The sequence below is a fragment of the Roseibium aquae genome, assembly GCF_008711285.1.
Classification (GTDB): Bacteria; Pseudomonadota; Alphaproteobacteria; order Rhizobiales; family Stappiaceae; genus Roseibium; species Roseibium aquae.
On sequence record NZ_VXDC01000003.1, the window covers coordinates 339,093 to 362,866 of the forward strand.

The following is a 23,774-nucleotide window of genomic DNA, read 5'->3' on the forward strand; positions in this document are numbered from 1 at the left end:
TCAACTCACAACATGCCGAACACGGTTTGTTCAGCCGCCAGTAGAAACAGTGTTTTCGTTTAAATTAGATGTAGCGGGCGGACTTGGAAGGGTGATGGCGCTGGATGGCGGCGGCGGCACGATCACCGAGATAGCCGGTTTCGGCTCATCGCCTCGCACTGCGCCGGAGGGATTGACGGCTTGGACAGGCTGCGCAACGGGCACCGGCGGCGGCGCCAGCCTTGGGGCCGATCTTGCGGGCACCTGACGGGCTGGAACCACGCCGACGAACCCCTCCATGCTCTGCGGCAAGATGGGATGCCCCGCCCGGCCCCAGGCATCCGGGGGGCTTGAAGGCCGCAGATACGGATCCCAAGAGGACTCCAGAACCGCCACATTGATGCTCAGGCCATACATGGTCCGCAGCAGGTCCAGCTCGCTTTTCTTCGGATCGCACAGCCGCAACCGGATCTGAATCGTCCCGCGCGGTGAGAAGATTGTCTTCCGCGAAAGCTGTTGGCTCAGGTGCTGCCAGGCATAGAGACAAATGTCCCCGGACGCGGACCGTCCGGCGGCATAGGAAAACGGGCCGTAGCTGTTTTGCAAAAGGACAGATGCCCGCGTCAGGCGCATGCCCGGCAAGAATTGTTTGATTTCACGCGAAATCTCTTGCTCGTCCGGAAAGGCGTCGGACAGGCGCCCGGCCTTTTCCGGCGCCTCGGGATGCCCGCCAATGACCTGAACCCGCAACAGGTTCTGCCCCGGCGTCTTGCTGCGGTTGGCGAGCGTGATGTCCTGCTGGACGCCGTTGGAATAGTCCTTCTGCACAATACCCAGAACTGCCGGTCCGCCAGGCGGGGGCGTGACAAAGGCCTGCTCCTTTGGCGGCAAGGTGGAATTGGACAGCGGCGCGACCTTCGGCGTGTTGGCGCAGCCCGCAAGAGCCAGCGCAAGAATGGCGGCGAACGGATAGCAGATGGCATGCACCCTCCGCCGCAAAGAGGAGCCGTGCTCGGGCCATCGGATGGCGCGTACCGGTCGAGCACCCATCGATTATCGCTTTCAAATAATGATATGTTTTCCTTATCTTTTTTCGCTTATTATGCTTAACAAAGGTTTAAAATGGCGCTGCCACCCTCCCATGGCGGAGATGTCGCACGGCCCGCCCCGCCACGCTGCGAGGAACGCTCCGCAGGCTAGGCGGACGGGGCGGACGATGGGACGTGGCCCAGATCTCATGCCCCGAGATAGCGCTCCTTGAGCCCCGGATCGGCCGCCAGTTCCGGACTGGTTCCGGTCCACACGGTCTGTCCTTTTTCCAGGATCACATGCCGGTCAGCGAGCCGTTCCAGCGCGGAGACCGTTTTGTCGACGATCAGGATCGACTGGCCCGCCTGCTTCAGGTTTTTCAGGCACTGCCAGATTTCGCCGCGAATGATCGGCGCCAATCCTTCCGTGGCCTCATCCAGGATCAACAACTTTGGGTTTGTCATCAACGCCCGGCCGATGGCCAGCATCTGCTGTTCGCCGCCCGAAAGCTGCGACCCCAGATTGGCTTTCCGCTCCTCCAGCCGCGGGAAAAAGTCGTAAACGGCCTTCAGGGTCCAGCGCGGGGTCCCGCCGCTGCGATTGGCCGATGTGGCGATCAGGTTCTCCTCGACCGACAGTGTCGGGAACACCTGCCGCCCTTCGGGAACCAGCCCGAGACCCGCCTGCGCGACGACATAGGCCGGGGCACCTGCCATGGCCTTGCCTTCGATTTCGATGCCCCCGCCCAGCGGCTTCAACAGGCCCATGATCGTTCGGATGGTCGTTGTCTTGCCCATGCCGTTGCGGCCCATAAGGGTCACGACCTCGCCTGGATTGACGAGGAGGCCCACATCGAAAAGAACGCGGGTTTCGCCATAGCCTGCCTGCAGGCCGGCGACCTTCAGAAGCGGTGTGCTCATACCCCCTCCTCCGTTCCCAGATAGGCTTCACGCACCGCGGGATTGCCGCGGATCTCCTCGACACTGCCAGACGCGATGATCTCGCCATAGACCAGGACTGAAATGCGGTCGGCCAACTTGAACACGGCATCCATGTCATGCTCGACAAGCAGCATGGGCGTCTGACGTTTCAGATCGGACAAGACCTCGACGAGGCGCGCCGTTTCGTCCGGCCCGGCCCCGGCCATGGGTTCGTCGAGCAAAAGAAGCTTGGGCTCGCCCGCAAGGGCGATCGCCAGTTCCAGCACGCGCTTTTCGCCATGGCTCAGATCGCCCGCCCGCACCCCGGCCCGGCCCGACAGGCCGACAAGGTCAAGGCAGTGCTCCGCCTTGGCGTTCAGATCGCGGTCGCGCGCGGCCGGCTTGAAAAAGCGATAGGAATGCCCGGCCTTGGCCTGGACGCCCAAAGCCACGTTCTCCAGGACCGAAAAGGCAGGCAGGATCGCCGTGATCTGAAACGACCGCCCCAGACCGCGCAAGGCGCGGTTGGCCACACTCAGGCCGTTGACATTCTCACCGTCGAAGACGACATCGCCCGAGCTCGACGGCAAGGCACCGCAGATCTGGCCAATCAGCGTTGTCTTGCCCGCCCCATTCGGCCCGATCACGGCATGACACTCCCCGGGATTGACCGCCAACGACACGTTTTTGGTCACATGCAGGGCACCGAAGGACTTGTTCAGTTCCTTGAGTTCAAGCACGGGGCGGGTCATGACGATTTCCCCTTGATCGCGCCCAGAATGCCGCCGCGCGCATACAGCACGACAAGAATGAGCAAGGGGCCGAAAATCAGGCGCCAGTGCTGGGTGTAGTGGGATAGCACCTCTTCAAAGACAAGATAGGCAATCGCGCCCAGAATGGCGCCGTGAAGATAGCCAAGCCCGCCCAGCACGACCATCACGATCAATTCGCCCGAGCGGTGCCAGGACATGTAGGCGGGGGAAACGAACTCGGCCTGGTTCGCCAGCAGCGCGCCGGCGATGCCGGCGATCGAGCCGGCAATGACATAGGCCGCGAGGCGGTAACCGAACGGATCGATCCCGATGGCTTGCAGCCGGGCCTCGCTCTGCTTTGCGCCCTTCAGCACACGGCCGAACCGGGAGGCGGCAAGAACCTTCAGGAAGACATAGGCCGCCAGCAAGATGGCGAGCACCAGACAGTAGAAGGCGGTGTCATTTTCAAACAGGCCTGTCCCGAGAAATTCCGACCGGCCCCACATGGTCAAACCGTCGTCTCCGCCATAGGCCGACAGCGATGTCGCCGTGTAATAGGCCATCTGCCCGAAGGCCAGCGTGATCATGATGAAATAGACGCCCCGTGTCTTCAGACTGATGGCGCCCGTGATGGCCGCGAACAGGGCGCAGACCAAAATGGCGGCGGGGAAGGAAATCCAGGCTGCCCATATGTCGTGATAGGCCAGGATACCGACCGCATAAGCTCCCAGTCCGATGAAGGCCGCATGTCCGAAACTGACCATGGCGCCAAGGCCAAGGATGAAATCGAGACTGAGGGCCGCGATGGCGAGGATCAGGATCCGCGTCGCAAAGAGCATCAGGAAGCGGTCGTCGAAGACGGCCGCGTAAACAGGAACGAGCGCAAGGACGGTAAACAGGATCACCGGCACGGCGCGGCTGCGCATTATCTCGCGAATACCGTTCATGAGCGCCCTACCGGAAACAGCCCGCTTGGGCGGAAGAACAAAACGCCGGCCATGAGGATGTAAATCAGCATGGAGGCAATGGCTGGGCCGACATCGTTTGCGGCCGAAGGCGGCAACAGGAGACGGGCGATATCGGTGGCCATCGAACGCCCGAGCGTGTCGACAAGGCCGATGAGAAGCGCGGCGATGAACGCCCCGCGGATCGAGCCGATTCCGCCGATCACAATCACCACGAAGGCCAGGATCAGAAGATTGTCGCCCATCCCCGGTTCGACGGAGAGAATGGGGGCCGCCATGATGCCGGCGAACCCGGCCAGCATGGTCCCGAAGCCGAAGACAATCATGAACAGGCGGCGAATGTTCACCCCAAGCGCCGCGACCATGTCCGGATTGGTGGCGCCCGCGCGCACCAGCATGCCGATCCGCGTCCGTGTGACGAGCACATACAGCAGCACCGCGACGGCCAGGCCTGACCCGATCAACGCAAGGCGGTAGACCGGGTATTTCAGGTTTTCCATCAGTTGAATGGATCCGTCGAACAAAGCCGGTCCCGGCAAGGCCAGCGGCGCGGCTCCCCAGATCACCTTGACCGCTTCGTTGACGAAGATGATCACCCCGAAGGTGGCCAGCACCTGATCCAGGTGATCCCGGTCGTATAGATGTCGGAAAATGAGGAATTCCAACGCCAGCCCGCAGACCAGCGAAAGAACGAGGCCGAGGATCAGAGCGCCCCAGAAGGTGCCGGTGACCTGGTACATGGCAACCGCCAGATAGGCCCCGAGCATGTACTGAACCCCATGGGCCAGATTGATGAAATCCATGACGCCGAAGACCAGCGTCAAACCGGCGGCGATCAGGAACAAAAGCACGCCAAGCTGGAGGCCGTTCAGCGCCTGAACAGCAAGAAGGGTTGCGCTCACAGTAGCACTATCCTGTTAGGTCAGCGGGTCAGGGTCCCGGACCCGCCAACAGCGGGCAAGGGTCCGGGAATGCGGTCAAACGCGTGGTTTACATCCGGCAGGAACCGGCATAGGCGTCGCCCACATCGTCGAAGATCTTTTCGACCGCTTCTGTCACGTAGGTGTCACCAGACCGGTTGACCGCCCGTGTCAGGTAGTAGTCCTGGATCGGAAACTGGTTCGAGTTGAACTGGAAGTCGCCGCGCACGCTTTCGAACGGGGCCGTCTTGAGGACCGGCAGAAGCGCTTCAGGGCGCTTGTCACCGTTCGTCACCTTCAGTGCCGCATCGATCAACCGGGCCGCGTCATAGCCTTGGGACGCATAAAGCGACGGTGCGTAGCCATATTTCGCTTCAAAGTCACGGACGAACTTGGCATTGGCCGGATTGTCGAGATTCGGCGCCCACTGAGCGGCCGAAAACAGGCCAACAGCCGTTTCCTTCGTCGCGGGCAGCGTCGTCTCGTCGACGGTGAAGGCGGACAGGAACGGGATCAGGTCCTTGAGACCCGCCTGATCATACTGGCGGACCAGATTCACACCCATGCCGCCGGGCATGAAGGTGAAGATGGCGTCCGGCTGCGCATCCGCGATGCGGGCGAGCTCGGCGGAAAAGTCGAGCTGGCCAAGGCTGGTGTAAATCTCGTCGATCACTTCGCCGGTGTAGTGGCGCTTGAAGCCCGCGATCGCGTCCTTGCCGGCCTGATAGTTCGGAGCCATCACAATGACCCGGTCAAAGCCCTGCTGACCGGCATACCGGCCCATCACTTCGTGGTTCTGATCGTTCTGCCAGGATGTGGAAAAGAAGTAAGGGCTGCAGCCGCGTCCGGCGATCGGGGAAGGACCGGCATTGCTGCCGATAAAAATCGTTTCCGATTCGATGATGGGCTTGTAGACCGCCATCATCACGTTGGAAAACACCACCCCGGCCATCATGTCGACCTGGTCGCGCTCCAAAAGCCCCTGAACCTTCGTCAGGGCCGCGTCCGGCTTCAGCTCGTCATCGACGACAATGACCTCGGTCTCGAGTCCCCCCAGCTTTCCGCCAGCTTCCTCAACACCCAGAAGAAAGCCATCGCGCATGTGCTCGCCAAGCACGGCCGGCGGGCCGGACAAGGTCGCCAGGAAACCGATCTTCAGCCCTTCGGCATGCGCGCTGCCAAGACCCATCCCTCCGACGCCCAAGCCAACGGTGGCGGAGACCGCCACGGCGGATAAGAAACGCTTCATCATTGAAATCCCCTCTGTCGTTTTGCCGCAGGCCGACTTTCGCAGTTTTTTTGTTTGTTTCAACACGAACGCGCGCCGCGTGAATTTATTTTAAGCATGAAATATCGAAGCTGAAAAGCCTATCGATGAGAAATAGTCCAGGCCACGCGCATCGGGGATTCGTTAAAATTCGCCTAAACGGGTTGATTTTGCCCGAAAGGCATATGAAAACATTCGTCGTCAAACGGGTGCACCTGTCAATTGAGACGATGCGTTACCGCCAAGCCTGTGAATTGTTTCGCATTGCCGCATTCTTGACCTTATTCGAAGTCAAAGACCGCGACAGCAATTTCGGACAATGAGCACCACCGGCCTGAAGCGCCGGATGAAAGGTATCCATGACGTTGGAAGGTCTGAACCATGTCTGAGTATCGCCAGCCATCCGAACCAATACCGAACCGTCACCTCCCCAAGGACGTCCTTGAGCGGATCAAGAAGAAGACCGAGATGACGGAAAGAGAAGCGGACACGCGGGCGGGAACTGAAAAACAGACGACAGGCCAAACCGGGCAGACAGGCCAAACCGGGCAGACAGGGCAGCTTGGCTTCTTCCGCCGAGTGGAAACGAAAAAGACGCCATCACCGCGCATCCGGTGGGCTGAAGACGATGACCATCCGGGCGTGCCGAAGGCGCTGGCTCCCGCCAGCCGCCAAATCGACAGGCAGCCGGCCCTGAATGAGACGCTGATCCATGCGGGCGTCCATCACAAGGATTGGATCCGGCCTCTGGTGTCGACTGCCATCCTCATTGCTGTTCTGGGCTTCGGAGCCGCCGGGTACAAGACCTATACGGTGCTGTCCCATTCAGATCACCAGGACCAAGTGGCGGCCACGGCCAGCCCAGGCACTGGCCCCGCCCCGGCGCTGGGCATGAGCGCAACGGCTCTGTCTTCCCAAACGCCAGCGCCGGAAGGCGCAGGCGTAGCGGTTGAAGACAGCCCCAAGGTCTCCCCCGACCGGTTCATGTCGTCCTTTACCGTTGCACAAGCCGCCGAACGCCCGCTGATTGCGACGCTTGTCCAACGCGCCCAGAGCAGCGAGACGGCAAACCCGGCACCCGCCGATAGGCTCAATGGCGATCAAACAGCGGCCACTGCGCCCGCGACGGGTCCGCAAACCGACACTGCCGGTGCAGACACTGCTACGGACACGGGCAGAACTGCCGCGGCCAACGCTGCGTCCGGCGAAACGGCACCAGGCGCGGGACCGGCCAGCACACTGAGTTATTCCAGAGACAGTTCAGGGCCCAGTGAAGCGCAGTCGGCAATCTCGGCGGCCGCGCCGCAACCACCCGTGACCTCGGATTCGACGGCTTCGATCGCCGCTTCGGTGAACATGCGCAGCCAGGCAAGCAACCGGGGCTCGGTCATGACGGTCGTCCCGGCTGGCGCCATGGTCGCCCTCAAAGGCTGTGACAGCTGGTGGTGCACTATCACTTACAACGGCCAGACCGGCTATGTGTCGCGCCGGTTCGTCAACAAGAGCGGCTGAGGCCGTTACTGGCGGCCAGCCTTCCGGCCCGGGGACCGGGATACGCAGGAGGCATTTCGTGATAGGCTTGCACCTTGCCTCTTCTTGACCGGGTGCAACCATGCTGAGTGTTTCGCACAGTTTTCCTTGGCCAAAGGCACACTTCGGCCTTTTCCTGCTCGCGGTTGGCGCTTCGTGGTGCGCTACATCGGCTCTCGCGCACGCGGACGGGATCGATTGCCACATCTATGCCGCCGACTATGCGAACCAGTATATCGGGTCCGGTGACCCGATTGGCGACGCGGTGCGCGGCGGAATGGCGGGCGCGGTTGCCGGCGGAGCCTGGGCCGGCGAATCCGGTGCACGGCGCGGAGCGCAAGCCGGCGGCGCGCTTGGCGTTTTGAACAATCTCGGCTCCTATCCAGGCGGCTGGCAAGCGCTTTATGACATGGCCTACCAGATGTGCGCGCAGCAGACATCGGGAGCAGCGATGCCCGGCTTTGGCGCGCCACAACCGATCCCACCCATGCCGGACTGCCGTTCACGGGCCACCGTCAACGCCTTTTCCCTGCGTGACGGTCCTGGAGGCAGCATCACCGCCGGATCCGGGCGTACCGGCTGCCGCTGACACCCTTTTTGAAACGCGGGCGCGGCGTGCGGCCGTCCCCCGCAAGTCTTCTTGGCAAGCCCGCGCCAACTGCCCTGACAGCCTCCCCGCACCCGCCCTGGCAGTCCTGCTTTGAGCCCCCCGGACCACCCACCGACTGAGCCCCCTGGACTCAGCCCCCTGGACTGAGCCCCCGGACAGACTTGCGTTGTCACGGTTGACGTGGACAGACCACCGCCAAGGTCTTGTTTCGGTTGACCTTGGGGCAGCAACCCGGTCAACTTTCCCGCACCACAGCCCAATCACGCATCCGGGATTTGCCATGCGCCTTCATCGCCGCCTCGCCCTTGCCGCTCTTGCCGCAGGTTTCGCCATGACGGGAACCGCCGCGTCTGCCCAGCCATGCGGAGGCGACTTCCGTCAGTTTCTCGCAGGCGTCAAACAGGAAGCCGTGGCCAAGGGCCTGTCCGCAAACGCGGCCGACAAGGCGCTCGCCAATGCGCAAATCGACCAGACCGTTCTGGCCCGCGACCGGTCGCAAAGCGTGTTCCGGCTCACATTTCTGGACTTCTCAAAGAAAGTGATCTCCAGCTACCGGATGCAGAACGGCGCGGCGAACATGCGCAAGCATGCCGCCATCTTTCAAAGGGCCGAGCGCGAATTCGGCGTGCCCGCCCCAGTCATCACCGCGTTCTGGGCGCTGGAAACCGATTTTGGCGCGGTTCAGGGCGACTTCAATACGGTCAATGCCCTGGCGACCCTGTCTCACGATTGCCGGCGGCCGGCCCTGTTCCGCCCGCAGCTCATCGGTGCCATCGCCATGGTGCAGAAAGGTGACCTCGACCCCGCCCGCACGACCGGTGCATGGGCCGGCGAGATCGGCCAGGTCCAAATGCTTCCGCAAGACATCATGCTGTACGGCCAGGACGGCGACGGCGACGGCCATGTAAACGTCAAGACCAGCGCCCCGGATGCGCTTTTGACCGGAGCCGCCTTCATCCAGAGCCTTGGCTGGCGGCGGGGCGAACCCTGGCTTCAGGAGGTCACGGTTCCTTCCAGTCTAAACTGGGCGGACGCCGGACTGCACGTCTCCAGGAGCGGCTCGGAGTGGCAGCGCCTCGGCGTTCAACCACGCTGGGGCGAGATATCCCCCGAATTGCCAGCCTCGCTGATCCTGCCACAGGGGCGCAAGGGACCCGCTTTCCTCGCCTATCCAAACTACGCGGTCTACCTGAAATGGAACCAGTCCTTCGTGTACACGACATCGGCCGCCTATTTCGCGACGCGCCTGGCTGGCGCGCCGGTCTATGCACAAGGCAATCCGGATCCGGGCCTCTCGCAGGATCAGATGAAGCAGCTCCAGCAAAAGCTGGCGGACCGGGGCTACGATGTCGGCAAGGTGGATGGCATTCTTGGCGCGCAGACCCGCGCTGCCGTGCGTCAGGTCCAGCAGCAACTCGGCATGCCAGCGGATGCCTGGCCTACCCCCGACCTTCTGGCCCGGTTGTGACAGGAAACGCTGGCCAGAGGGAAACGCCCGTGATACCCGCTCAAGCCCAGTCCTCCCGGTCTTAATGGTCAGCCCATGCCTGCTGTCACGCTGTCGACATACCTTTTTCTGTTCGCCGCCATCGTCGCGGAAGTCATCGCCACCACCGCCTTGGCCAAGACGGAGAATTTCACCAAGTTGACGCCGAGTCTCATCACGGTGGCCGGCTATGCCTTTTCCTTCTGGTGCCTGTCCTACCCCATTCGCGTGCTGCCGGCCGGGGTGGTATACGCCATCTGGTCAGGCACCGGCATTGTCCTGATCACGGCGGTCGCCTGGATTTTCTTCGGCCAGAAGCTGGATCTGCCGGCTGTGTTCGGTCTCGGGCTGATTATCGCAGGCGTTGTGATCGTCAACGTCTTCTCAAAGGCCGCCGGGCATTAGAGCATCGGGCGTTCTATTGAAAACGGCCAAAGGTGGCGGGCGGCTCAAGGAACGGCTCGCCGCAAACGCCCTTACGGAAAAGACACTTGCGGGCGCGCGATCGCGCGCCCTGTCATCGCTGGTCCATGGCGGGGCGCCCCCGTCAGGCCATAGCCGTTATTTCGGCGCCATGCGGATCGCGCCGTCAAGACGGATGGTTTCGCCGTTCAGCATGTCGTTTTCAATGATCGCCTTGACCAACTGCGCATATTCGGCCGCCCGGCCCAGCCGTGAAGGGAACGGCACCTGTTGCCCGAGGGAGTCCTGCACCTCCTGGGACAGCCCCAGAAGCATCGGCGTTTCAAAAATTCCCGGCGCGATGGTCATCACCCGAATGCCCGACCTGGACAGATCGCGGGCGACCGGCAGCGTCATTCCAGCGATCCCGCCCTTCGAAGCCGCATAGGCTACCTGGCCGATCTGACCATCGAAAGCGGCCACGGACGCGGTCGATACAATGACACCGCGCCCGCCGTCTGCGGTCACGGGATCCAGCCCTGTCATGGCGGTCGCGGACAGCGCGATGCAGCGGAACGATCCGGTCAGATTCACCGCAATCACCTTCTCGAACATGTCCATCGGGTGCGGCTCGCCACGGGAGGTGGTTTTGGCGACCGGCGCGATGCCCGCGCAGTTCACCAGGATCCGCTCCACGCCATGGGCGGCCCGGGCCTTTGCAAAACCCGCCTCAACGCTCGCCTGATCGGTGACATCCACTTCCACGAACAGTCCGCCGATCTCTCCGGCAACCTGTGCGCCTTGCGCCGCATCGCGGTCGAAAAGTGTCACCTTGACGCCTTCGCCCGCCAGCATCCGCGCGGTCGCCGCCCCGAGCCCGGACGCCCCACCGGTGACGACAGCGGCCATGTCATTTGTAAATTGCATTGGTCTCTCCACACAAAAAAGGAATTCAAGCCACTATTTTTTATGACTTTTTCCTATTTGTTTGACGAAAACGTCAAAAACTGCGGTGACGATTGCAAAAACCCTTGCCCCGGTCAAGCCGAAAGCTCGAACGAAGGGCGTCCAGACACAGGCGCCGGCTGACTGAAAACGGTTCGCCCTACTTTGCCAGAACGCAAAGATCGAGGGGCTCGCGCAAGCCGGCAACCCTGCGCGCGGGGCGCAGTTCCCCCGGCTCGCCGGCATACCCCTGAGCCCTCGCCAGCCGATAGGTGGCCGCATCGGTCAACGCGGCCGATTGTTCGGCCTTGTTGGCGTCCTCGAGCTTGGCCGCCCGGTTGACCGCATCGCCGATCACGGTGAACTCGAGCCGGTCCCGGCCGCCGACAACGCCGACCGTGACCGGGCCGGCGGCGACCGCCGTGCCCACCCGGAAGGGGCCGGGCCATCCCAGTTCCTGGAACTGCCCCGCCTTGCCGGCCAGCACCTCGATGACCGCCGTGGCCGCTGTGAGCGCATCCGCCGCATAGGTCCCGGAGGGCTGGACAGCGCCGAAGGTGGCGAGAATGCCATCGCCGAGGAACTTGTCCACCCGTCCGCCGGTTGCCTCGATAACCGGGATGGCAAGGTCCTGATAAGCGGTCAAGACCGCCATGACCTCGGCCGGCCGCAACTGCTCGGCTGTGCTTGTAAACCCGCGAATGTCGATATAGAGCACGGCGGCGTCCCGCACGCTGCCCTCCCCAGCCATGAGCGCCCGCTCCCCATCCGTGATGGAGGCCGCAACCTCGGGGGCGAAGAAGCGCTTGAGATCGGCCGCGGCCGCGTGGTCCCGCACAGCCTCGAACAGCATGGACCGGCCACGGTAAAGGGCTGCGGACAAGATGATCGTCACGGTGAGAATCACCATGGTCTTGTCCAGCTCCGCGCCGATCAGGATGCTGTTGGTGGTGAGGTATTCGACGTAGTTGCGGGTGACCCGCATGCCGTCCATTTCGGCCAGGGCCGCATAGGCCACCAATCCGAGCCAGCCGAAGACCGCGACAAGCCCCGTGGTCAAAACGAACCGCGGATCGAAGCGCAGCGCCCGCAAGCCGATGAAGATGAACACATACATCAGGGTCGGCGTCTTCAAATAGAACGCGGGATGCTGGTCGTACTGGATGTGAAAGGAGAAAATCAGGCCAACCAGAAGCGCCATGTCGACGCCGATCGACAGGAGCAGGTACCACTCCGGCAATTCCACCCGGTAGGACAATGCGAGGCGGATCACAGTGAATGCGAAGTAGATGGCAAGCGCGAGAGGCACGAAATTGAACCCCGAGGACCCTTCGGCCCGGGGGGCGATCATGTAGAGCGTGGCGAAAAACAGAACGATCCCCAGTTGCACCCAGGATATCAGCCGCTCCGACGCGTTCTCACGGGCGCGGATCTCGGCGCGCACCCGTGCCGGGATGCCGGTTGCCGGGGGACCGCCCCGCAGGAGATAGCCCAGTGTTTCGCGCCACTTCGACATTCAGAAGACCCTCGTGGGGGCGCTTATGCGCAAAATCCGGACGCCCTTTACAAGGCAAGGTGAGCCGTCTTTGCCACGACCGCAAGACAAGGCCGCGGGAATGTTACCTAACGTGAGCCCGATCAGGGGCGCAGCAGCATCCCTTCGCTCGCCACAAGGGTGGTCGGATAGACGCCCCGGGCAGCCAGACCGATTTCATCCAGTTCGTCATCCGAGCGGCACGGGTCATGATGGAAAAGAACCGGAACCTTCACCGCCGCTTTCCCGGCAAGTTCGACGGCCTTTTGCCAGGTCGAGTGCCCCCATCCGCGATAGCGTTCATACTCCCCGTCCGTGTACATGGCGTCGTAGATCATAATGTCGGCCTGCCGCACGAAATCCGGCAAGGCATCGTCGACCACCGGATTGCCGTGCTCGTGATCGGTGATGATGCAGATCGACTTCCCCCCAAACTCGAAGCGGTAGCCGCAGGCCCCGCCGGGGTGATTGAGCCGCATGGTCCGAACGGTCAGGCCGTCGATACCGAGCGGCAGCGGCCGTCCGGCTTCGAATGTGTGAAAGGACAGGCTCTTCAGAGACTTCGCGGCCAGCGGAAAAATCGGCGGCGACATGATGCGGCTGACGATGTCCATCAGATCCGTGCTGTTGTCCTGGAAATGCCCCGCCCAGGCGCGGACATCAAAGCCGGGAAAGAAGGCCGGCTTGAAGAAGGGCAGCCCGCAGATGTGATCGAGATGGGTGTGCGTGAACAGCACGTCGAAGGACCTGGGGCCGTCCTTGGCACACAGGTCCAAACCGAGATTGCGGGCCCCCGACCCGCAATCCACCAGGATCATCCGGCCGCCGACACGGATTTCGAAGCAGGTCGTTTCCCCGCCATAGCGCAAGGTCGAAGCACCCGGCGTCGGCGTCGAGCCGCGCGCGCCCCAAATCCGGAGCCAAAACTCATTCGACACTGGCCGCTCCTTGTCTCAAAGTCCTTGCTCCTCCCGCTCGTGGGCCGGCTGTGATTGCAGTGCCGCCTAGTCCCCGGCCCTGCGCTGGGCTTCCGCAAGATCGCGGGTCGTGCGCTCCAGACGAAGGGCCAAGGTGCGCATGACCTCAAGAGAAATATCGGGAAACTCTTTCAAGAGCTTCAAGAAATCGTCCTTTGACACGATCAGGACATCCATGTCTGTGGCCGCCACCAGGGTCGCCGTCCGCGGCACGTCGCACAAGATGGCGATTTCACCGACAATGGAGTTCTCCCCCACTTGCGCCACCGTCCTCTCTCCTTCCGGCGTATCGACGCGAACATCGGCCGTGCCAAGCAGGATGATGAACGCACTATCGCCTTCCTCACCCTGGCTGCACAGCCGTTCCCCTTTCTGATACCGCGTCCGGTCGCTGATAAAGGCCAGCAGGCGCAGTTTGGTCTCGTCAATCCCGCGAAACAAGGGAACGCGTCTGAGAGCTTCGACCTCGGTCTCCAAAGACATATCCACCTCCCGCCCCATTCCTTTGTCTACTGCCATGTCAAATGCCAAATCACGAAGCACAAAAGCACTTTAAAACCAAAGCCTCAAGTCGGGTCGGCCTGTTTTGAGGCAAGCCGCCCCTGGTCGAGAAGAACATGGGCATGAAACTCTTCCGCCAACCCGGTATACGGGGACCCGAACAGCAGCGTCCGGCCTTCGAGCAAGGCCCGCAGGGTCTGGCGCAGTTGCTGATCCTCGTCGTTGAGACCGGTTGCGATGTCATCGAGGATCGTGACTGGCGCGTTTTTCAAAAGCCCGCGCACCAGCGCAAGACGCCGCCGCTGGCTTGCCGACAAGCGCGATCCTGACACCCCGACATGGTAATTGAACCCGGCGAACATGATCGGCTCGCGCAGCCCTGTTTCCTCCACGATCGAGCGGATGACCTGATCGATCCGCTGACGGGCATCGCGCCGGTCGACCCGGGCGCGCCCGAACAGGAGATTGTCCTCGATGGTCAGCGGCGGCAGATACACACCCGGATCGATCGCCACGAAGGTCTCGCCCGGCGCGACCACCTTTTCCAGGAACTGCTTGCGCGCCTGGCAGATCTCGGCCTTGAGCTCATCCGTCATGACGCCGAGACGATGCCGGGCGGGAACCAGTTTGAATGCAAGGCCTGCCAGCCGCGCCCTATCGGCGTCTTGCATCCGGCTTTTCTGGACCACTGACCGGGCGTTGCGCACGATGCGGTCGAATTCCGGCAGATCGTCCTGGGTAATGAACGAATAGGTTCCCAGCAGCCCGCTGTCGCCCGACACGTTCGCGAACAGTTCGATCATCGTCTCGGCAATCTTGAGCCCGATCTCCTCGAGCCGGCCGTCGATCCCCGTCTCTTTCAGGAAGGCTTTCACTTCCGGCAGGTCGGGAACCTGATCCATTGTGATGTCGGGATCTTTGGGCACGGCGAAGAAAAGGTTCTCCGCCAGCGTCGCGCTGGCATTGAATTGTGAGATGTTCCAAAGCTCCACCAGCCCGCGCAGCGTTGGATCCTCGGCGATCCGGCGCTCAAGCGTGGCCCTGACGGCCAGAATGCGCTCGGCGAACTTGTCGTCGAGGGTGGGATCGAACCGGGACTGCAGGCCGAGCCGGTAGACATCGGCGTCAAGGCCGACGGCCGACAGGAGTTCCAGCGCCCGGCGATCGAGCTCGGCAAGGTCCTTGACACCGGCCGCCGCATAATCGTCCCAAACAGCGGCCCGGTCATAGGTGGGGTTCACGGTCAGGCGCGCCTCGGTCAACCACCGTTCGTGAGCCCGTTGTTCCTCCGCCGTGCGCTCAGGCCCGACCAGCGGCCGGTGACGAAGCCCGTAATACATGTTGTCGCGGATCGTTCCGGTCCACACATGCACCGCGCCACCCACATAGGCGATTTCACGCCCAAGTGTGGCCTCCGACAGCTTGTCGAGGTCCTGCCCCCCGATTTCCACCCGGCCGGAGGATGGGCTGACCAGTCCGGCGGCCAGTTGCAGCACCTCGGCCCGGCCCGATCCGTCCGGCCCGACCACCGCCACCATCTGGCCTTGAGGCACCTTCAGCGACACGTCGAAGACCTCCTGGCCGGCCGCTCCGCCGGAGAAACTGACATTGGACAGAACCAGGTCGCCCTTGAGGGCAACCGTCTCGTCCGACGTCAGGCGCTCGGCCGGATAGATGTCGACCGGGTCGAAGTTTTCCACAACCGTTTGATACTTCACCGAAACATCGGCCGTCATCTGGTAGTAGGCGAGCAATTCCTTCCAGGGACCGGCGAGGTCCTTGTAGGCCGCGATCACCGCCAGCAATGCCCCGATGCTAAGGTCTCCCTCAATCACCAGATATCCGCCGATCAGATAGAAGAAGAACGGCGTCAGCTGGTTCATGAAGTTGTTCAGGAACTTGATGAAGTACTTCCGATTGTATATCTCGTAGCGGATCTTGAAGTTTTCATACAAGCGGTCGGACAAATCCGCCGAATGCCAGGCCGACGCGTCATTGGCATGAATTTCGGGCACGCCGGTGATGCTTTCCCCAACCTTGTCGGCAATGACCCGGACATTCTTGACCCGCCGGCGGGACAGAAGCACAACCTTCCGCTGCAACTTCGGAATGATATAGGCCTGGATCGGATACGAGCTGATCGCCGCCAGGCCCAGCAGCGGGTCCTGCATGAAGATGAAGCCAAGCTGGACCACCAGCATGCCGCCCTGATAGGCCGGCAGCGCGAACGCCTCGCCGATGAAGCCCCCGACATCCTCCACCTCGGAGGTGATCATCGGAATGATTTCGCCGGAACTCACTTTCCGGAAATGCGGCAACCGGAACCGCAGGACACGCTGGAAGAGTTCGAACCGCAGGCGGCGCAGCATCCGCTCGCCCAATCGTCCCTTGTAGACGTTGAGGAACAACTTCAGGCCGTTGGAGACGACCACCAGACCCAGAAACGTAAAACACAGAAGGACGAGATAGGAGACCTGATCGAATTCGAAGCCAAATACGGCGCGCGGAAAGCCGCTGCCCTGGACCGCGTCATTGACGATAAGCTTCGGCAACTCGAGCAGAATGTAGGTCACCGGATAGGTGAGAACGGTGACACATAAAATGAAGATCTGCTGACGTTTGCTGAACCGCCAAATGAAACTGAAAAGGCTTTTTTCCATAAAGGCATCCGGGTCGGCAGGGTGCGGCCGCGCACCGTCTCGTCGGCGCGCCATATTAGCGCCTCAATCCAAATCCGCTAGCTCGGATTACGCCTCAATTCTTCGTGGGAACGTGGATTGACGGGGTGGATTCAATTTGAAACTGTGGCGCGGGGCCAAATAAGCGCGTGACAAATGGGGCCGCGACAGGACATAAGTCCGGCGGACCGTCGGGGGCAGACAGGCATACATGCGTTCCAAATCGCCGAAAATCCTCATCTACAGCCACGATTCTTTCGGCCTTGGCCATCTGCGCAGGTGCCGGGCTATTGCCCATGCCCTGGTCGGCGCGTTTGACGACCTGTCCGTCATGATCCTTTCGGGATCACCCATCATCGGCAGTTTCGAGTTCAGATCCCGCGTCGATTTCGTTCGCATCCCGGGCGTCATAAAGCTGCGAAACGGCGAATACACGCCGCAATCCCTGCATTTGAACATCGATCACACGCTGGAGATCCGCTCGTCCATCATCGAGCATACGGCGGAGGTGTTCGAGCCCGATATCTTTATTGTGGACAAGGAGCCGCTGGGTCTGCGCGGCGAGGTGGTGTCGACCCTGGAAGCCCTGAAGGGAACCGACACCCGCCTGGTGCTGGGCTTGAGAGACGTTATGGACGATCCGGCCATCCTGCGGGACGAATGGGACCGGAAGAACGTGATGCCGGCGCTTGAGCGGCTTTACGACGAGATCTGGATCTATGGACCGGAGGGCATCTGCAACCCGGTGGAAGGCATCGCGCTGCCCAAAACCGTCACGCAAAAGCTGCAATATACCGGCTATCTGCGCCGCGCCCTGCCCGCCCATGCGGAAGGCCAGCCGCTTCCCGAACCCTTTGGCGATGAACCCTTCATCCTGGTGACACCGGGCGGCGGCGGCGACGGCGTCGAGATGGTCGACTGGGTCATGCGCGCCTATGAAGCCTATGCGAGGCCGCTTTTCCCCGCCTTGATCGTGCTTGGACCATTCATGCCCGCCGCCTCGGTGACCGAATTCACCGAGCGCGCGGAGAACCTGCGTGATGTGGAAGTAATCCGCTTCACACCCCAGATCGAGCCGTATCTGGCGGCCGCGACCGCGATCGTGGGGATGGGCGGGTACAACACCTTCTGTGAAATCCTGTCCTTCGACAAGCCGACCCTCCTGGTGCCCCGGATCGTTCCACGGCGCGAGCAGGCCATCCGGGCGGCCCGGGCCGAAAACTCGGGGCTTTTGCGGGTGCTGCCGATCGACCACTACCCCAATACCGATCTGATGACCGTGGCCCTGGCAGACTTGCCCCGCGCGCCGCGTCCGTCGGCCGCCGGGGTCGACAATCTGCTCGACGGGCTGGACATCATCGGGGACAGGGTCGGCCAGATCCTCGACGAGAACCGGCGGGCCCGGAAAACGCGGCGGCTGATTCCGTTTCCGCAGTAACCCCTCATCAGACACACGTTCGAGATCGAATTTCATGTCCCGCATCGCCGTTGTGGTCAAAGGCTATCCACGCTTGTCCGAAACCTTCATCGCTCAGGAGATCCTGGGCCTGGAACAGCGGGGCATCGAGATCCTGATTGTTGCGCTGCGCAAGCCCTATGATCCGTTCATCCATGATCTGCACCGGCAGATTCGCGCGGAAGTGATGTATTTGCCCGAATATGTGAAGGACGATCCGGCGCGGGTGGCGCGGGCCAAACGCTGGGCGGAAAAACAGCCGACCTTCGCGGCCGCACGGTCCCTGCTGAAGGCCGACCTCGCCCGGGCCCCGGGCAATGACCGCAAACGCCGCTGGGCCCAGGGCTGCGTCTTTGCCCATGAATTGCCGCAGGACGTGCGCTGGATCCACACGCACTACCTGCACACCCCTTGCTCTGCGGCGCGCTATGCCGCCCATCTGTCCGGCCTCGGATGGTCCTTTTCCGCACACGCCAAGGACATCTGGACGAGCCCGGATTGGGACCTGCGGACAAAGCTGGACGATGCGGCCTGGGGCGTCACCTGCACGAAGGTCAACACCGGGCACCTCAAGGGCCTTTGCAAAACACCCGAAAAGATCGAGCTGGTCTATCACGGCCTCGATTTTTGCGGCTTTCCCGAGCCATCGGGACCGCCCTCGATGCGCGATGGGGCAAGCGAGCCGGTGGAGCTGGTCTCCGTGGGGCGGGCAGTGGAAAAGAAGGGCTATGACGATCTGCTGACCGCGCTTGCCCTCCTTCCCGGCGATCTCAACTGGCGCTTTACCCATGTTGGCGGCGGGGACCTGTCGGACAAGCTGAAGGCGATGGCGGATGGCCTGAACCTGTCGGGGCGGATCGTCTGGCGCGGCGCGCAGCCGCGCGAGGAAGTCATCAAGGCCTGCCGGACCGCCGACCTGTTCGTCCTGCCCTCCAAGCTCGCCAAGTCGGGCGACCGGGACGGTTTGCCCAATGTTCTGATGGAAGCGCAGTCCATGGGGCTTTGCTGCCTGTCGACCCGGGTCTCCGCGATCCCGGAACTGATCGAGGATGGCCGGACCGGACGCCTGGTCGCGCCTGGCGACCCCCAAGCACTGGCCGGCGCGCTGGCCGACCTGATCCGCGCGCCAGGCGAGCGGGACCGGCTGGGCAAAGCGGCGGCCAGCCATGTTCGAAGCCACTTCGCCAGCGCGCCGGGGCTTGACCTGCTTGCGGAAAAATTCCGACAAGTGGGGGCATGACCATCAGGACCCGCGCCGAGCCCGCATGAAAATCGCCTTCACAGCGCCGATGAAACCGCTGGACCATCCCGAGCCCTCCGGCGACCGGACGATGGGCCGGCTGTTCGTGCGGGCCGCCCGACTGGCCGGGCACGAGGTACGGGTCGCGTCCACCTTCCGGGCCTGGTCGAAAAGCGGCGGTGAGGCTCAGCGACACCTGAAGGAGGCCGCTCTTGAGGAAGCGCACCGCATCGGCGACACATGGGAGGAAGAGGGATACCGTCCCGATATTTTCCTGACCTACCACGTCTATCACAAGGCGCCTGACTGGATCGGCCCCGTCCTGGCGGACAGGTTCAACCTTCCCTATGCGATCCTGGAGGCGAGCCGCGCGCCCAAACACCAGGAAGGCGCGTTTCGTCTTGGTTTCGCCGACGCGGACAGGGCGCTGCACCGGGCCGATATGGTGGCCGCGCTGCACGAGGCCGATGCGCAATGCCTTCGGCCAGTGCTGGCGTCGGGCCAGCTGACCGTCCTGTTGCCCTTTATCGATACCCAGGCCTTCGAGGTGGCCTCCAACCTCGCAAAACCGCTTGCCAACGCACCATTGGACCTTTTGGCCGTCGGGATGATGCGGCCCGGGGACAAGGAAAGATCCTACCGGGTCCTGGCGGAGGCACTTGAGCGCGTGAGCGACCTGCCGTGGCATTTGACGATCATCGGCGACGGCATGGCCGCCCCGGATGTCCGGCCATTGTTTCCGCCCCAGCGCACACGGTTTCTGGGCACCCTGCCGCCGTCCGACCTGCCCGCGGAATATGCCCGGCACGACCTGTTCGTCTGGCCGGCGATCCGCGAGGCTTTCGGTCTGGTTTTCCTTGAAGCCCAGGCCGCCGGCCTTGGCGTTGTGGCGGGGGATGCGTTCGGGGTCCCGAGCATCGTCCGGCACGGGGTCACCGGGCTGCTGGCGCCGGAGGGCGACGCCGAAGCGCTGGCCGTCAATCTGCGCAAGGTGCTCAGCGATCCGCAGCGCGCCGACGACATGGGCCTTGCCGCGCGCGATCACATTGCGGCCCGCCACACCCTGGCGGCCGGATCGGAGCGCCTCGATGCCTTTCTGGAACAGGCTGTGGCCAACTTCACCCGCCACCGGGGCGGTTGAGACCAACGAGAGTTAACGATGACGCACCACGCCTTCATTCACGTGCAGCATCTGTTGGGGACCGGCCACGCGGTGCGGGCCGTTGCCATCGGCAAGGCCCTGGCCGAAAAGGGGATCGCGGTCACCTTGGCGACCGGCAACACCTTGCCCCCGACCCTCGACCGGGCCGCGCTGGAGATCCTGGACCTGCCCCCGGTCAAAAGCCCGGACGCCGTGTTCGACCGGCTCGTTACCCCGGACGGCCGCGAGATCGACGAGGCCTGGAAGGTCCGGCGGCGGGACAAGACCCTTGCCGCCTTCCAGTCCCGTCCGTTCGACCTTCTTCTGACGGAAACCTATCCTTTCGGCCGCCGCCAGTTCGAGTTCGAACTGGCACCGCTGCTGGCAGCCGCCCGCGCCGCGCCGCGCCGCCCTCTGATCGCCACCTCGATCCGCGATATTCTCGTGCGCAAGCAGGAGCTGTGGAAAGAGGAATGGATGGCCGATCAAGCACTCGCCCACTACGACCGGATCCTGGTCCATTCCGATCCGGATTTCGTGCAATTGGCCGACAGCTTTCCCTTCGCCGACCGTGTCGCGCCCCTGGTCCGGTACACGGGCTATGTCGGCGGGGCCGCCCGGGCGGTTCCACCCGGCACGGATGGGGACGACGAAGTCATCATCTCCTGCGGTGGCGGAGCCGTCGCCGACGGCCTGTTGAACGCCGCGCTGGACGCCCGCCCGCTGTCGCGCCGGGCCGGGGACGCGACATGGCGCGTGCTGGTCGGCCATGATGTCTCCGAGGAGGCCTTTAGGGCGTACCGGACCCGCGCCGGCGGTGGCGTGATCGTGGAACGCGCCCGGCCCGACTTTCCGGGCCTGTTGAAACGGGCGCGCCTGTCCGTCAGCCAGGCCGGTTACAACACGGTGCTCGATATTCTGATCGCCGGGGTCCCGTGTGTGCTGGTTCCTTTCGCCCAGGCCCGGGAGACCGAACAGGCCCAGCGCGCGGATGCGCTCGCCGCCCATGGCCGGGCCGTCGTGGCATCCGAGAAAACCTTGACCCCGGAACGGCTGGCCGCCGCGATCGACGACGCCCTCGCCCTGCCCCGCCGCCAGCATCCCGTTCGCCTCGGAGGCGCCGAAAACAGCGCGCAGATCCTGCTGGAAGATCTTCGGGAGCGGATCGGGGCCAGCCGGGCATGACACCGGATCTGGCGCGTTTCCGCTCGGACCTCACGCGGCATCTCGACTGGTTCGCCGAGCGCCGCCGAAAGGCCCGGTTCTGGTGGCGCGACGACGACGCGACCCGACCGTCGACGGAACTGGACCGGCTTCTGACCATTGCCAACACCCATGGCGTGGAGGTGGCCCTGGCGGTCATTCCCAAGGACGCCGAACCCGCCCTGGCCGCACGCCTCGCGCGGGAACCACATGCCGTGGTGCTGCAGCATGGCTGGCAGCATGCCAATTTTCAGCGCGCGGATCTTGGCGAGAAATCGGCCGAACTCGGATCCCGCCGGGACGTCGCCGAGGCCCTGGCGGAACTGTCGGAGGGCAGGCGCCGCCTCGACACGCTGTTCGGCGGCCGCTTCGTGCCCGTTCTTGTGCCGCCCTGGAACCGCATCGCGCCGGCCCTTTCCCGGCGGCTGGAGACCGCCGGCCTTTCAGGTCTGTCAACCTTCACCTGGATGCATGCGCCCCATCCGGCCCAGATCCAGACCCATGTCGACATGGTGGATTGGCGCAAGGGACGCGGCTTCATCGGCTGGGCCGAAGCCAGCCGGCGGCTTGACCTGCAACTGTGCCGCCGCCGCACCAATTCCTCCGAGCCCATCGGGCTGCTCTCTCATCATCTGGTCATGGATGAGGGCAGCTTCACTTTCCTCGACGAGCTGCTGCGGATCGCAGCGCATCACCCCGGCGCGGACTGGCCGGGCGTGAGGTCGCTGGTCATGCCCCCGGCCGGGGGGAACGGTGGCGGCTGGCTTTAAGGTTCATAAAGGAAGTTCGACAACACCATTATTACGATACCCCTGCGTCATCGAGAAGAAACAAAACCTTGAGATTTATTATCGATCAAGGGCAAATAACCGAAGAGATTCTCGATGCAAAACCTACTTCCGAAAATCCCAAAGTATGTGTCGATATTGACCGTTTCACTGTCCACTTTCAGCGGACTCCTGCCGTCTCAGGCACACGCCGAAGAGATTGTTGTCGGCGTTGAAGAGTTAACCTACTACCCGCACTACAGCTACCAGAATGGTGAATATACCGGTTTTGGCCGCACAATTCTGGATGCTTGGGCAAGCGACCGTGGTCATACCCTCACTTTTAAGGCCTATCCCGTCAAACGGCTGATGAATGCTCTGGTTGAAGGGACTATAGACCTCAAGTACCCGGACAACGCCTTGTGGTCTTCCGACCTCAAAGAAGGCAAGAACGTAGTTTATTCGGATCAGGTCGTTGAATACATCGACGGCGTTTCGGTGCTTCCCCAAAATAGCGGAAACGGCGTCGGCTCGGTCCAAGTGCTCGGCACCGTTCTCGGTTTCACGCCCTTTTCATGGCTTGATTTGATCAACTCCGGCACCGTCGAACTGAGCGAGGTCAATGGGCTGGACGGATTGATCAAACAGGCGATCCTTGGTCGGGTCGATGCCGCCTATGCCAATGTCGCCGTTATCCAGCACCAGCTTGCGGAAATGAGCGAATTGAACGCTCTTGTCTTCGATCCGAATCTCCCACACACGCGGGATTATTACCATCTCAGTTCAGCCGTAAAACCCGAACTGATCGCGGACTTTAACGATTGGATGGCTGACAACGCCGACAGAGTTGAACAACTCAAGAGGGAATATGGGGTCGCCCTTGACGACCTCTCCTAAATCCACGGGCAACACGTCGGAGACGCGCTCCATCCAAAAGCGGATCGATGCACACACATGTAACCATCCTGTAGTTGTTGTATAGATTCCCGCTGATCTGGTCCGGCATACCGAAGTCCCCGGGACGCGCTAATTGTTGTCGCGTCCTGCAAGAATTCGAAGCTCTGGCTCTTCTGTTCTCAACATGACACGCGGCCATTGAGAAAGGGGACTATGCCGAGCGCAGCAGGCTCAGCCTCAGGTCGATATAAGTTTGGTAGAACGGCCAGTTCGGGTCCGAAGAATAATAGTTTTCAAAGCGTGCGTAAGAAGGTTTGAAGGCACGAAACGGCAGCACTTGGGTCGATAACGTACAAAATTTTTCGCACATTTTCAGGTTGGTACGGTTCCCTTTATTCTGATTGAAGGGAGCATGGCATGACTGATGACGACGACGGCAAAGAGATGAGCAACGTGATCCGGATCGATGAAGCCCGGATCAAGGACCATCTGGGAGAGATGGTGCGTGGCACTGTCGAGGAGGCGTTGAACGCGATGCTGGACGCGGAGGCGGACCGGCTTTGCGGAGCTGGCCG

Annotated in this window: 21 protein-coding genes; 10 read left to right on the forward strand and 11 right to left on the reverse strand. The window is 62.4% G+C overall.

Translation table 11 applies throughout. The features are described 5' to 3' along the window. Positions 1 to 30: 30 nt before the first annotated feature. The 6 genes from bcsN to F0184_RS07160 form a co-directional block, all read right to left on the reverse strand. Positions 31 to 1,029, reverse strand: coding sequence for a cellulose biosynthesis protein BcsN (gene bcsN / locus F0184_RS07135; protein ID WP_150495470.1), 999 nt, complete (start codon positions 1,027 to 1,029; stop codon positions 31 to 33). A 185-nt stretch (positions 1,030 to 1,214) separates the two neighbouring features. Next, positions 1,215 to 1,928 (reverse strand): ABC transporter ATP-binding protein, encoded by a 714-nt coding sequence (locus F0184_RS07140; protein ID WP_150495471.1) that lies wholly within the window; start codon positions 1,926 to 1,928, stop codon positions 1,215 to 1,217. Beyond that, on the reverse strand, positions 1,925 to 2,680 hold the full coding sequence (locus F0184_RS07145; protein WP_150495472.1) for an ABC transporter ATP-binding protein: 756 nt from the start codon (positions 2,678 to 2,680) through the stop codon (positions 1,925 to 1,927). Before F0184_RS07145 ends, F0184_RS07140 begins: the two co-directional genes overlap by 4 nt. Beyond that, complete coding sequence (locus F0184_RS07150; RefSeq protein ID WP_172972020.1) at positions 2,677 to 3,627, reverse strand: branched-chain amino acid ABC transporter permease; 951 nt, start codon at positions 3,625 to 3,627, stop codon at positions 2,677 to 2,679. Before F0184_RS07150 ends, F0184_RS07145 begins: the two co-directional genes overlap by 4 nt. Further along, complete coding sequence (locus tag F0184_RS07155; RefSeq protein WP_150495473.1) at positions 3,624 to 4,547, reverse strand: branched-chain amino acid ABC transporter permease; 924 nt, start codon at positions 4,545 to 4,547, stop codon at positions 3,624 to 3,626. Before F0184_RS07155 ends, F0184_RS07150 begins: the two co-directional genes overlap by 4 nt. 88 nt (positions 4,548 to 4,635) lie before the next feature. After that, on the reverse strand, positions 4,636 to 5,814 hold the full coding sequence (locus tag F0184_RS07160; RefSeq protein ID WP_150495515.1) for an ABC transporter substrate-binding protein: 1,179 nt from the start codon (positions 5,812 to 5,814) through the stop codon (positions 4,636 to 4,638). A gap of 399 nt (positions 5,815 to 6,213) precedes the next feature. Between F0184_RS07160 and F0184_RS07165 the strand changes: the two genes are divergently transcribed. The 4 genes from F0184_RS07165 (at position 6,214) to F0184_RS07180 (ending at position 9,863) form a co-directional block, all read left to right on the forward strand. Beyond that, the gene (locus tag F0184_RS07165; protein ID WP_150495474.1) at positions 6,214 to 7,344 is read left to right on the forward strand and encodes an SH3 domain-containing protein; all 1,131 of its coding nucleotides are present in this window, start codon (positions 6,214 to 6,216) and stop codon (positions 7,342 to 7,344) included. 100 nt (positions 7,345 to 7,444) lie between these two features. Next, positions 7,445 to 7,951 carry a hypothetical protein gene (locus F0184_RS07170; protein ID WP_208998358.1) on the forward strand — a complete coding sequence of 169 codons (507 nt, stop codon included), beginning with the start codon at positions 7,445 to 7,447 and terminating at the stop codon, positions 7,949 to 7,951. A gap of 301 nt (positions 7,952 to 8,252) precedes the next feature. Next, on the forward strand, positions 8,253 to 9,440 hold the full coding sequence (locus F0184_RS07175; RefSeq protein WP_150495475.1) for a lytic murein transglycosylase: 1,188 nt from the start codon (positions 8,253 to 8,255) through the stop codon (positions 9,438 to 9,440). A gap of 75 nt (positions 9,441 to 9,515) precedes the next feature. After that, positions 9,516 to 9,863, forward strand: coding sequence for an SMR family transporter (locus F0184_RS07180; RefSeq protein ID WP_280176934.1), 348 nt, complete (start codon positions 9,516 to 9,518; stop codon positions 9,861 to 9,863). 156 nt (positions 9,864 to 10,019) lie between these two features. On the opposite strand, the gene F0184_RS07185 is transcribed toward F0184_RS07180, so the two are convergent. From F0184_RS07185 to F0184_RS07205, 5 genes are all read right to left on the reverse strand, one after another. Then, positions 10,020 to 10,787 carry an SDR family NAD(P)-dependent oxidoreductase gene (locus tag F0184_RS07185; protein WP_150495476.1) on the reverse strand — a complete coding sequence of 256 codons (768 nt, stop codon included), beginning with the start codon at positions 10,785 to 10,787 and terminating at the stop codon, positions 10,020 to 10,022. 178 nt (positions 10,788 to 10,965) lie between these two features. Next, complete coding sequence (locus F0184_RS07190; protein ID WP_150495477.1) at positions 10,966 to 12,321, reverse strand: adenylate/guanylate cyclase domain-containing protein; 1,356 nt, start codon at positions 12,319 to 12,321, stop codon at positions 10,966 to 10,968. Between the two features lie 122 nt (positions 12,322 to 12,443). Further along, positions 12,444 to 13,277, reverse strand: coding sequence for an MBL fold metallo-hydrolase (locus F0184_RS07195; protein ID WP_150495478.1), 834 nt, complete (start codon positions 13,275 to 13,277; stop codon positions 12,444 to 12,446). A 66-nt stretch (positions 13,278 to 13,343) separates the two neighbouring features. Further along, complete coding sequence (locus F0184_RS07200) at positions 13,344 to 13,799, reverse strand: cyclic nucleotide-binding domain-containing protein (RefSeq protein WP_150495479.1); 456 nt, start codon at positions 13,797 to 13,799, stop codon at positions 13,344 to 13,346. Between the two features lie 83 nt (positions 13,800 to 13,882). Next, entirely contained in the window at positions 13,883 to 16,477 is a 2,595-nt protein-coding gene (locus F0184_RS07205; RefSeq protein ID WP_150495480.1) for an ATP-binding cassette domain-containing protein, read from the reverse strand. A 229-nt stretch (positions 16,478 to 16,706) separates the two neighbouring features. Between F0184_RS07205 and F0184_RS07210 the strand changes: the two genes are divergently transcribed. The 6 genes from F0184_RS07210 (at position 16,707) to F0184_RS07235 (ending at position 23,199) form a co-directional block, all read left to right on the forward strand. Then, entirely contained in the window at positions 16,707 to 17,933 is a 1,227-nt protein-coding gene (locus F0184_RS07210; protein ID WP_150495481.1) for a glycosyltransferase family protein, read from the forward strand. Positions 17,934 to 17,967: 34 nt separating this feature from the next. Beyond that, positions 17,968 to 19,191, forward strand: a complete 1,224-nt coding sequence (locus F0184_RS07215; RefSeq protein WP_150495482.1) for a glycosyltransferase family 4 protein — start codon at positions 17,968 to 17,970, stop codon at positions 19,189 to 19,191. A 25-nt stretch (positions 19,192 to 19,216) separates the two neighbouring features. Beyond that, entirely contained in the window at positions 19,217 to 20,332 is a 1,116-nt protein-coding gene (locus F0184_RS07220) for a glycosyltransferase family 4 protein (RefSeq protein WP_150495483.1), read from the forward strand. An 18-nt stretch (positions 20,333 to 20,350) separates the two neighbouring features. Then, positions 20,351 to 21,517, forward strand: coding sequence for a glycosyltransferase family protein (locus F0184_RS07225; RefSeq protein WP_150495484.1), 1,167 nt, complete (start codon positions 20,351 to 20,353; stop codon positions 21,515 to 21,517). After that, positions 21,514 to 22,305, forward strand: coding sequence for a polysaccharide deacetylase family protein (locus tag F0184_RS07230; RefSeq protein WP_150495485.1), 792 nt, complete (start codon positions 21,514 to 21,516; stop codon positions 22,303 to 22,305). Before F0184_RS07225 ends, F0184_RS07230 begins: the two co-directional genes overlap by 4 nt. A gap of 114 nt (positions 22,306 to 22,419) precedes the next feature. Continuing rightward, positions 22,420 to 23,199 (forward strand): substrate-binding periplasmic protein, encoded by a 780-nt coding sequence (locus tag F0184_RS07235; protein WP_150495486.1) that lies wholly within the window; start codon positions 22,420 to 22,422, stop codon positions 23,197 to 23,199. Positions 23,200 to 23,774 lie beyond the last annotated feature (575 nt).

What these genes read in the sequence shown, in the direction of transcription:
- bcsN (WP_150495470.1), bottom strand. Translation starts at nt 1,029, where the DNA reads ATGGGTGCTCGACCGGTACGCGCCATCCGATGGCCCGAGCACGGCTCC.
- F0184_RS07140 (WP_150495471.1), bottom strand. Translation starts at nt 1,928, where the DNA reads ATGAGCACACCGCTTCTGAAGGTCGCCGGCCTGCAGGCAGGCTATGGC.
- F0184_RS07145 (WP_150495472.1), bottom strand. Translation starts at nt 2,680, where the DNA reads ATGACCCGCCCCGTGCTTGAACTCAAGGAACTGAACAAGTCCTTCGGT.
- F0184_RS07150 (WP_172972020.1), bottom strand. Translation starts at nt 3,627, where the DNA reads ATGAACGGTATTCGCGAGATAATGCGCAGCCGCGCCGTGCCGGTGATC.
- F0184_RS07160 (WP_150495515.1), bottom strand. Translation starts at nt 5,814, where the DNA reads ATGAAGCGTTTCTTATCCGCCGTGGCGGTCTCCGCCACCGTTGGCTTG.
- F0184_RS07165 (WP_150495474.1), top strand. Translation starts at nt 6,214, where the DNA reads ATGTCTGAGTATCGCCAGCCATCCGAACCAATACCGAACCGTCACCTC.
- F0184_RS07170 (WP_208998358.1), top strand. Translation starts at nt 7,445, where the DNA reads ATGCTGAGTGTTTCGCACAGTTTTCCTTGGCCAAAGGCACACTTCGGC.
- F0184_RS07175 (WP_150495475.1), top strand. Translation starts at nt 8,253, where the DNA reads ATGCGCCTTCATCGCCGCCTCGCCCTTGCCGCTCTTGCCGCAGGTTTC.
- F0184_RS07180 (WP_280176934.1), top strand. Translation starts at nt 9,516, where the DNA reads ATGCCTGCTGTCACGCTGTCGACATACCTTTTTCTGTTCGCCGCCATC.
- F0184_RS07185 (WP_150495476.1), bottom strand. Translation starts at nt 10,787, where the DNA reads ATGCAATTTACAAATGACATGGCCGCTGTCGTCACCGGTGGGGCGTCC.
- F0184_RS07190 (WP_150495477.1), bottom strand. Translation starts at nt 12,321, where the DNA reads ATGTCGAAGTGGCGCGAAACACTGGGCTATCTCCTGCGGGGCGGTCCC.
- F0184_RS07200 (WP_150495479.1), bottom strand. Translation starts at nt 13,799, where the DNA reads ATGTCTTTGGAGACCGAGGTCGAAGCTCTCAGACGCGTTCCCTTGTTT.
- F0184_RS07205 (WP_150495480.1), bottom strand. Translation starts at nt 16,477, where the DNA reads ATGGAAAAAAGCCTTTTCAGTTTCATTTGGCGGTTCAGCAAACGTCAG.
- F0184_RS07210 (WP_150495481.1), top strand. Translation starts at nt 16,707, where the DNA reads ATGCGTTCCAAATCGCCGAAAATCCTCATCTACAGCCACGATTCTTTC.
- F0184_RS07215 (WP_150495482.1), top strand. Translation starts at nt 17,968, where the DNA reads ATGTCCCGCATCGCCGTTGTGGTCAAAGGCTATCCACGCTTGTCCGAA.
- F0184_RS07220 (WP_150495483.1), top strand. Translation starts at nt 19,217, where the DNA reads ATGAAAATCGCCTTCACAGCGCCGATGAAACCGCTGGACCATCCCGAG.
- F0184_RS07225 (WP_150495484.1), top strand. Translation starts at nt 20,351, where the DNA reads ATGACGCACCACGCCTTCATTCACGTGCAGCATCTGTTGGGGACCGGC.
- F0184_RS07230 (WP_150495485.1), top strand. Translation starts at nt 21,514, where the DNA reads ATGACACCGGATCTGGCGCGTTTCCGCTCGGACCTCACGCGGCATCTC.
- F0184_RS07235 (WP_150495486.1), top strand. Translation starts at nt 22,420, where the DNA reads ATGCAAAACCTACTTCCGAAAATCCCAAAGTATGTGTCGATATTGACC.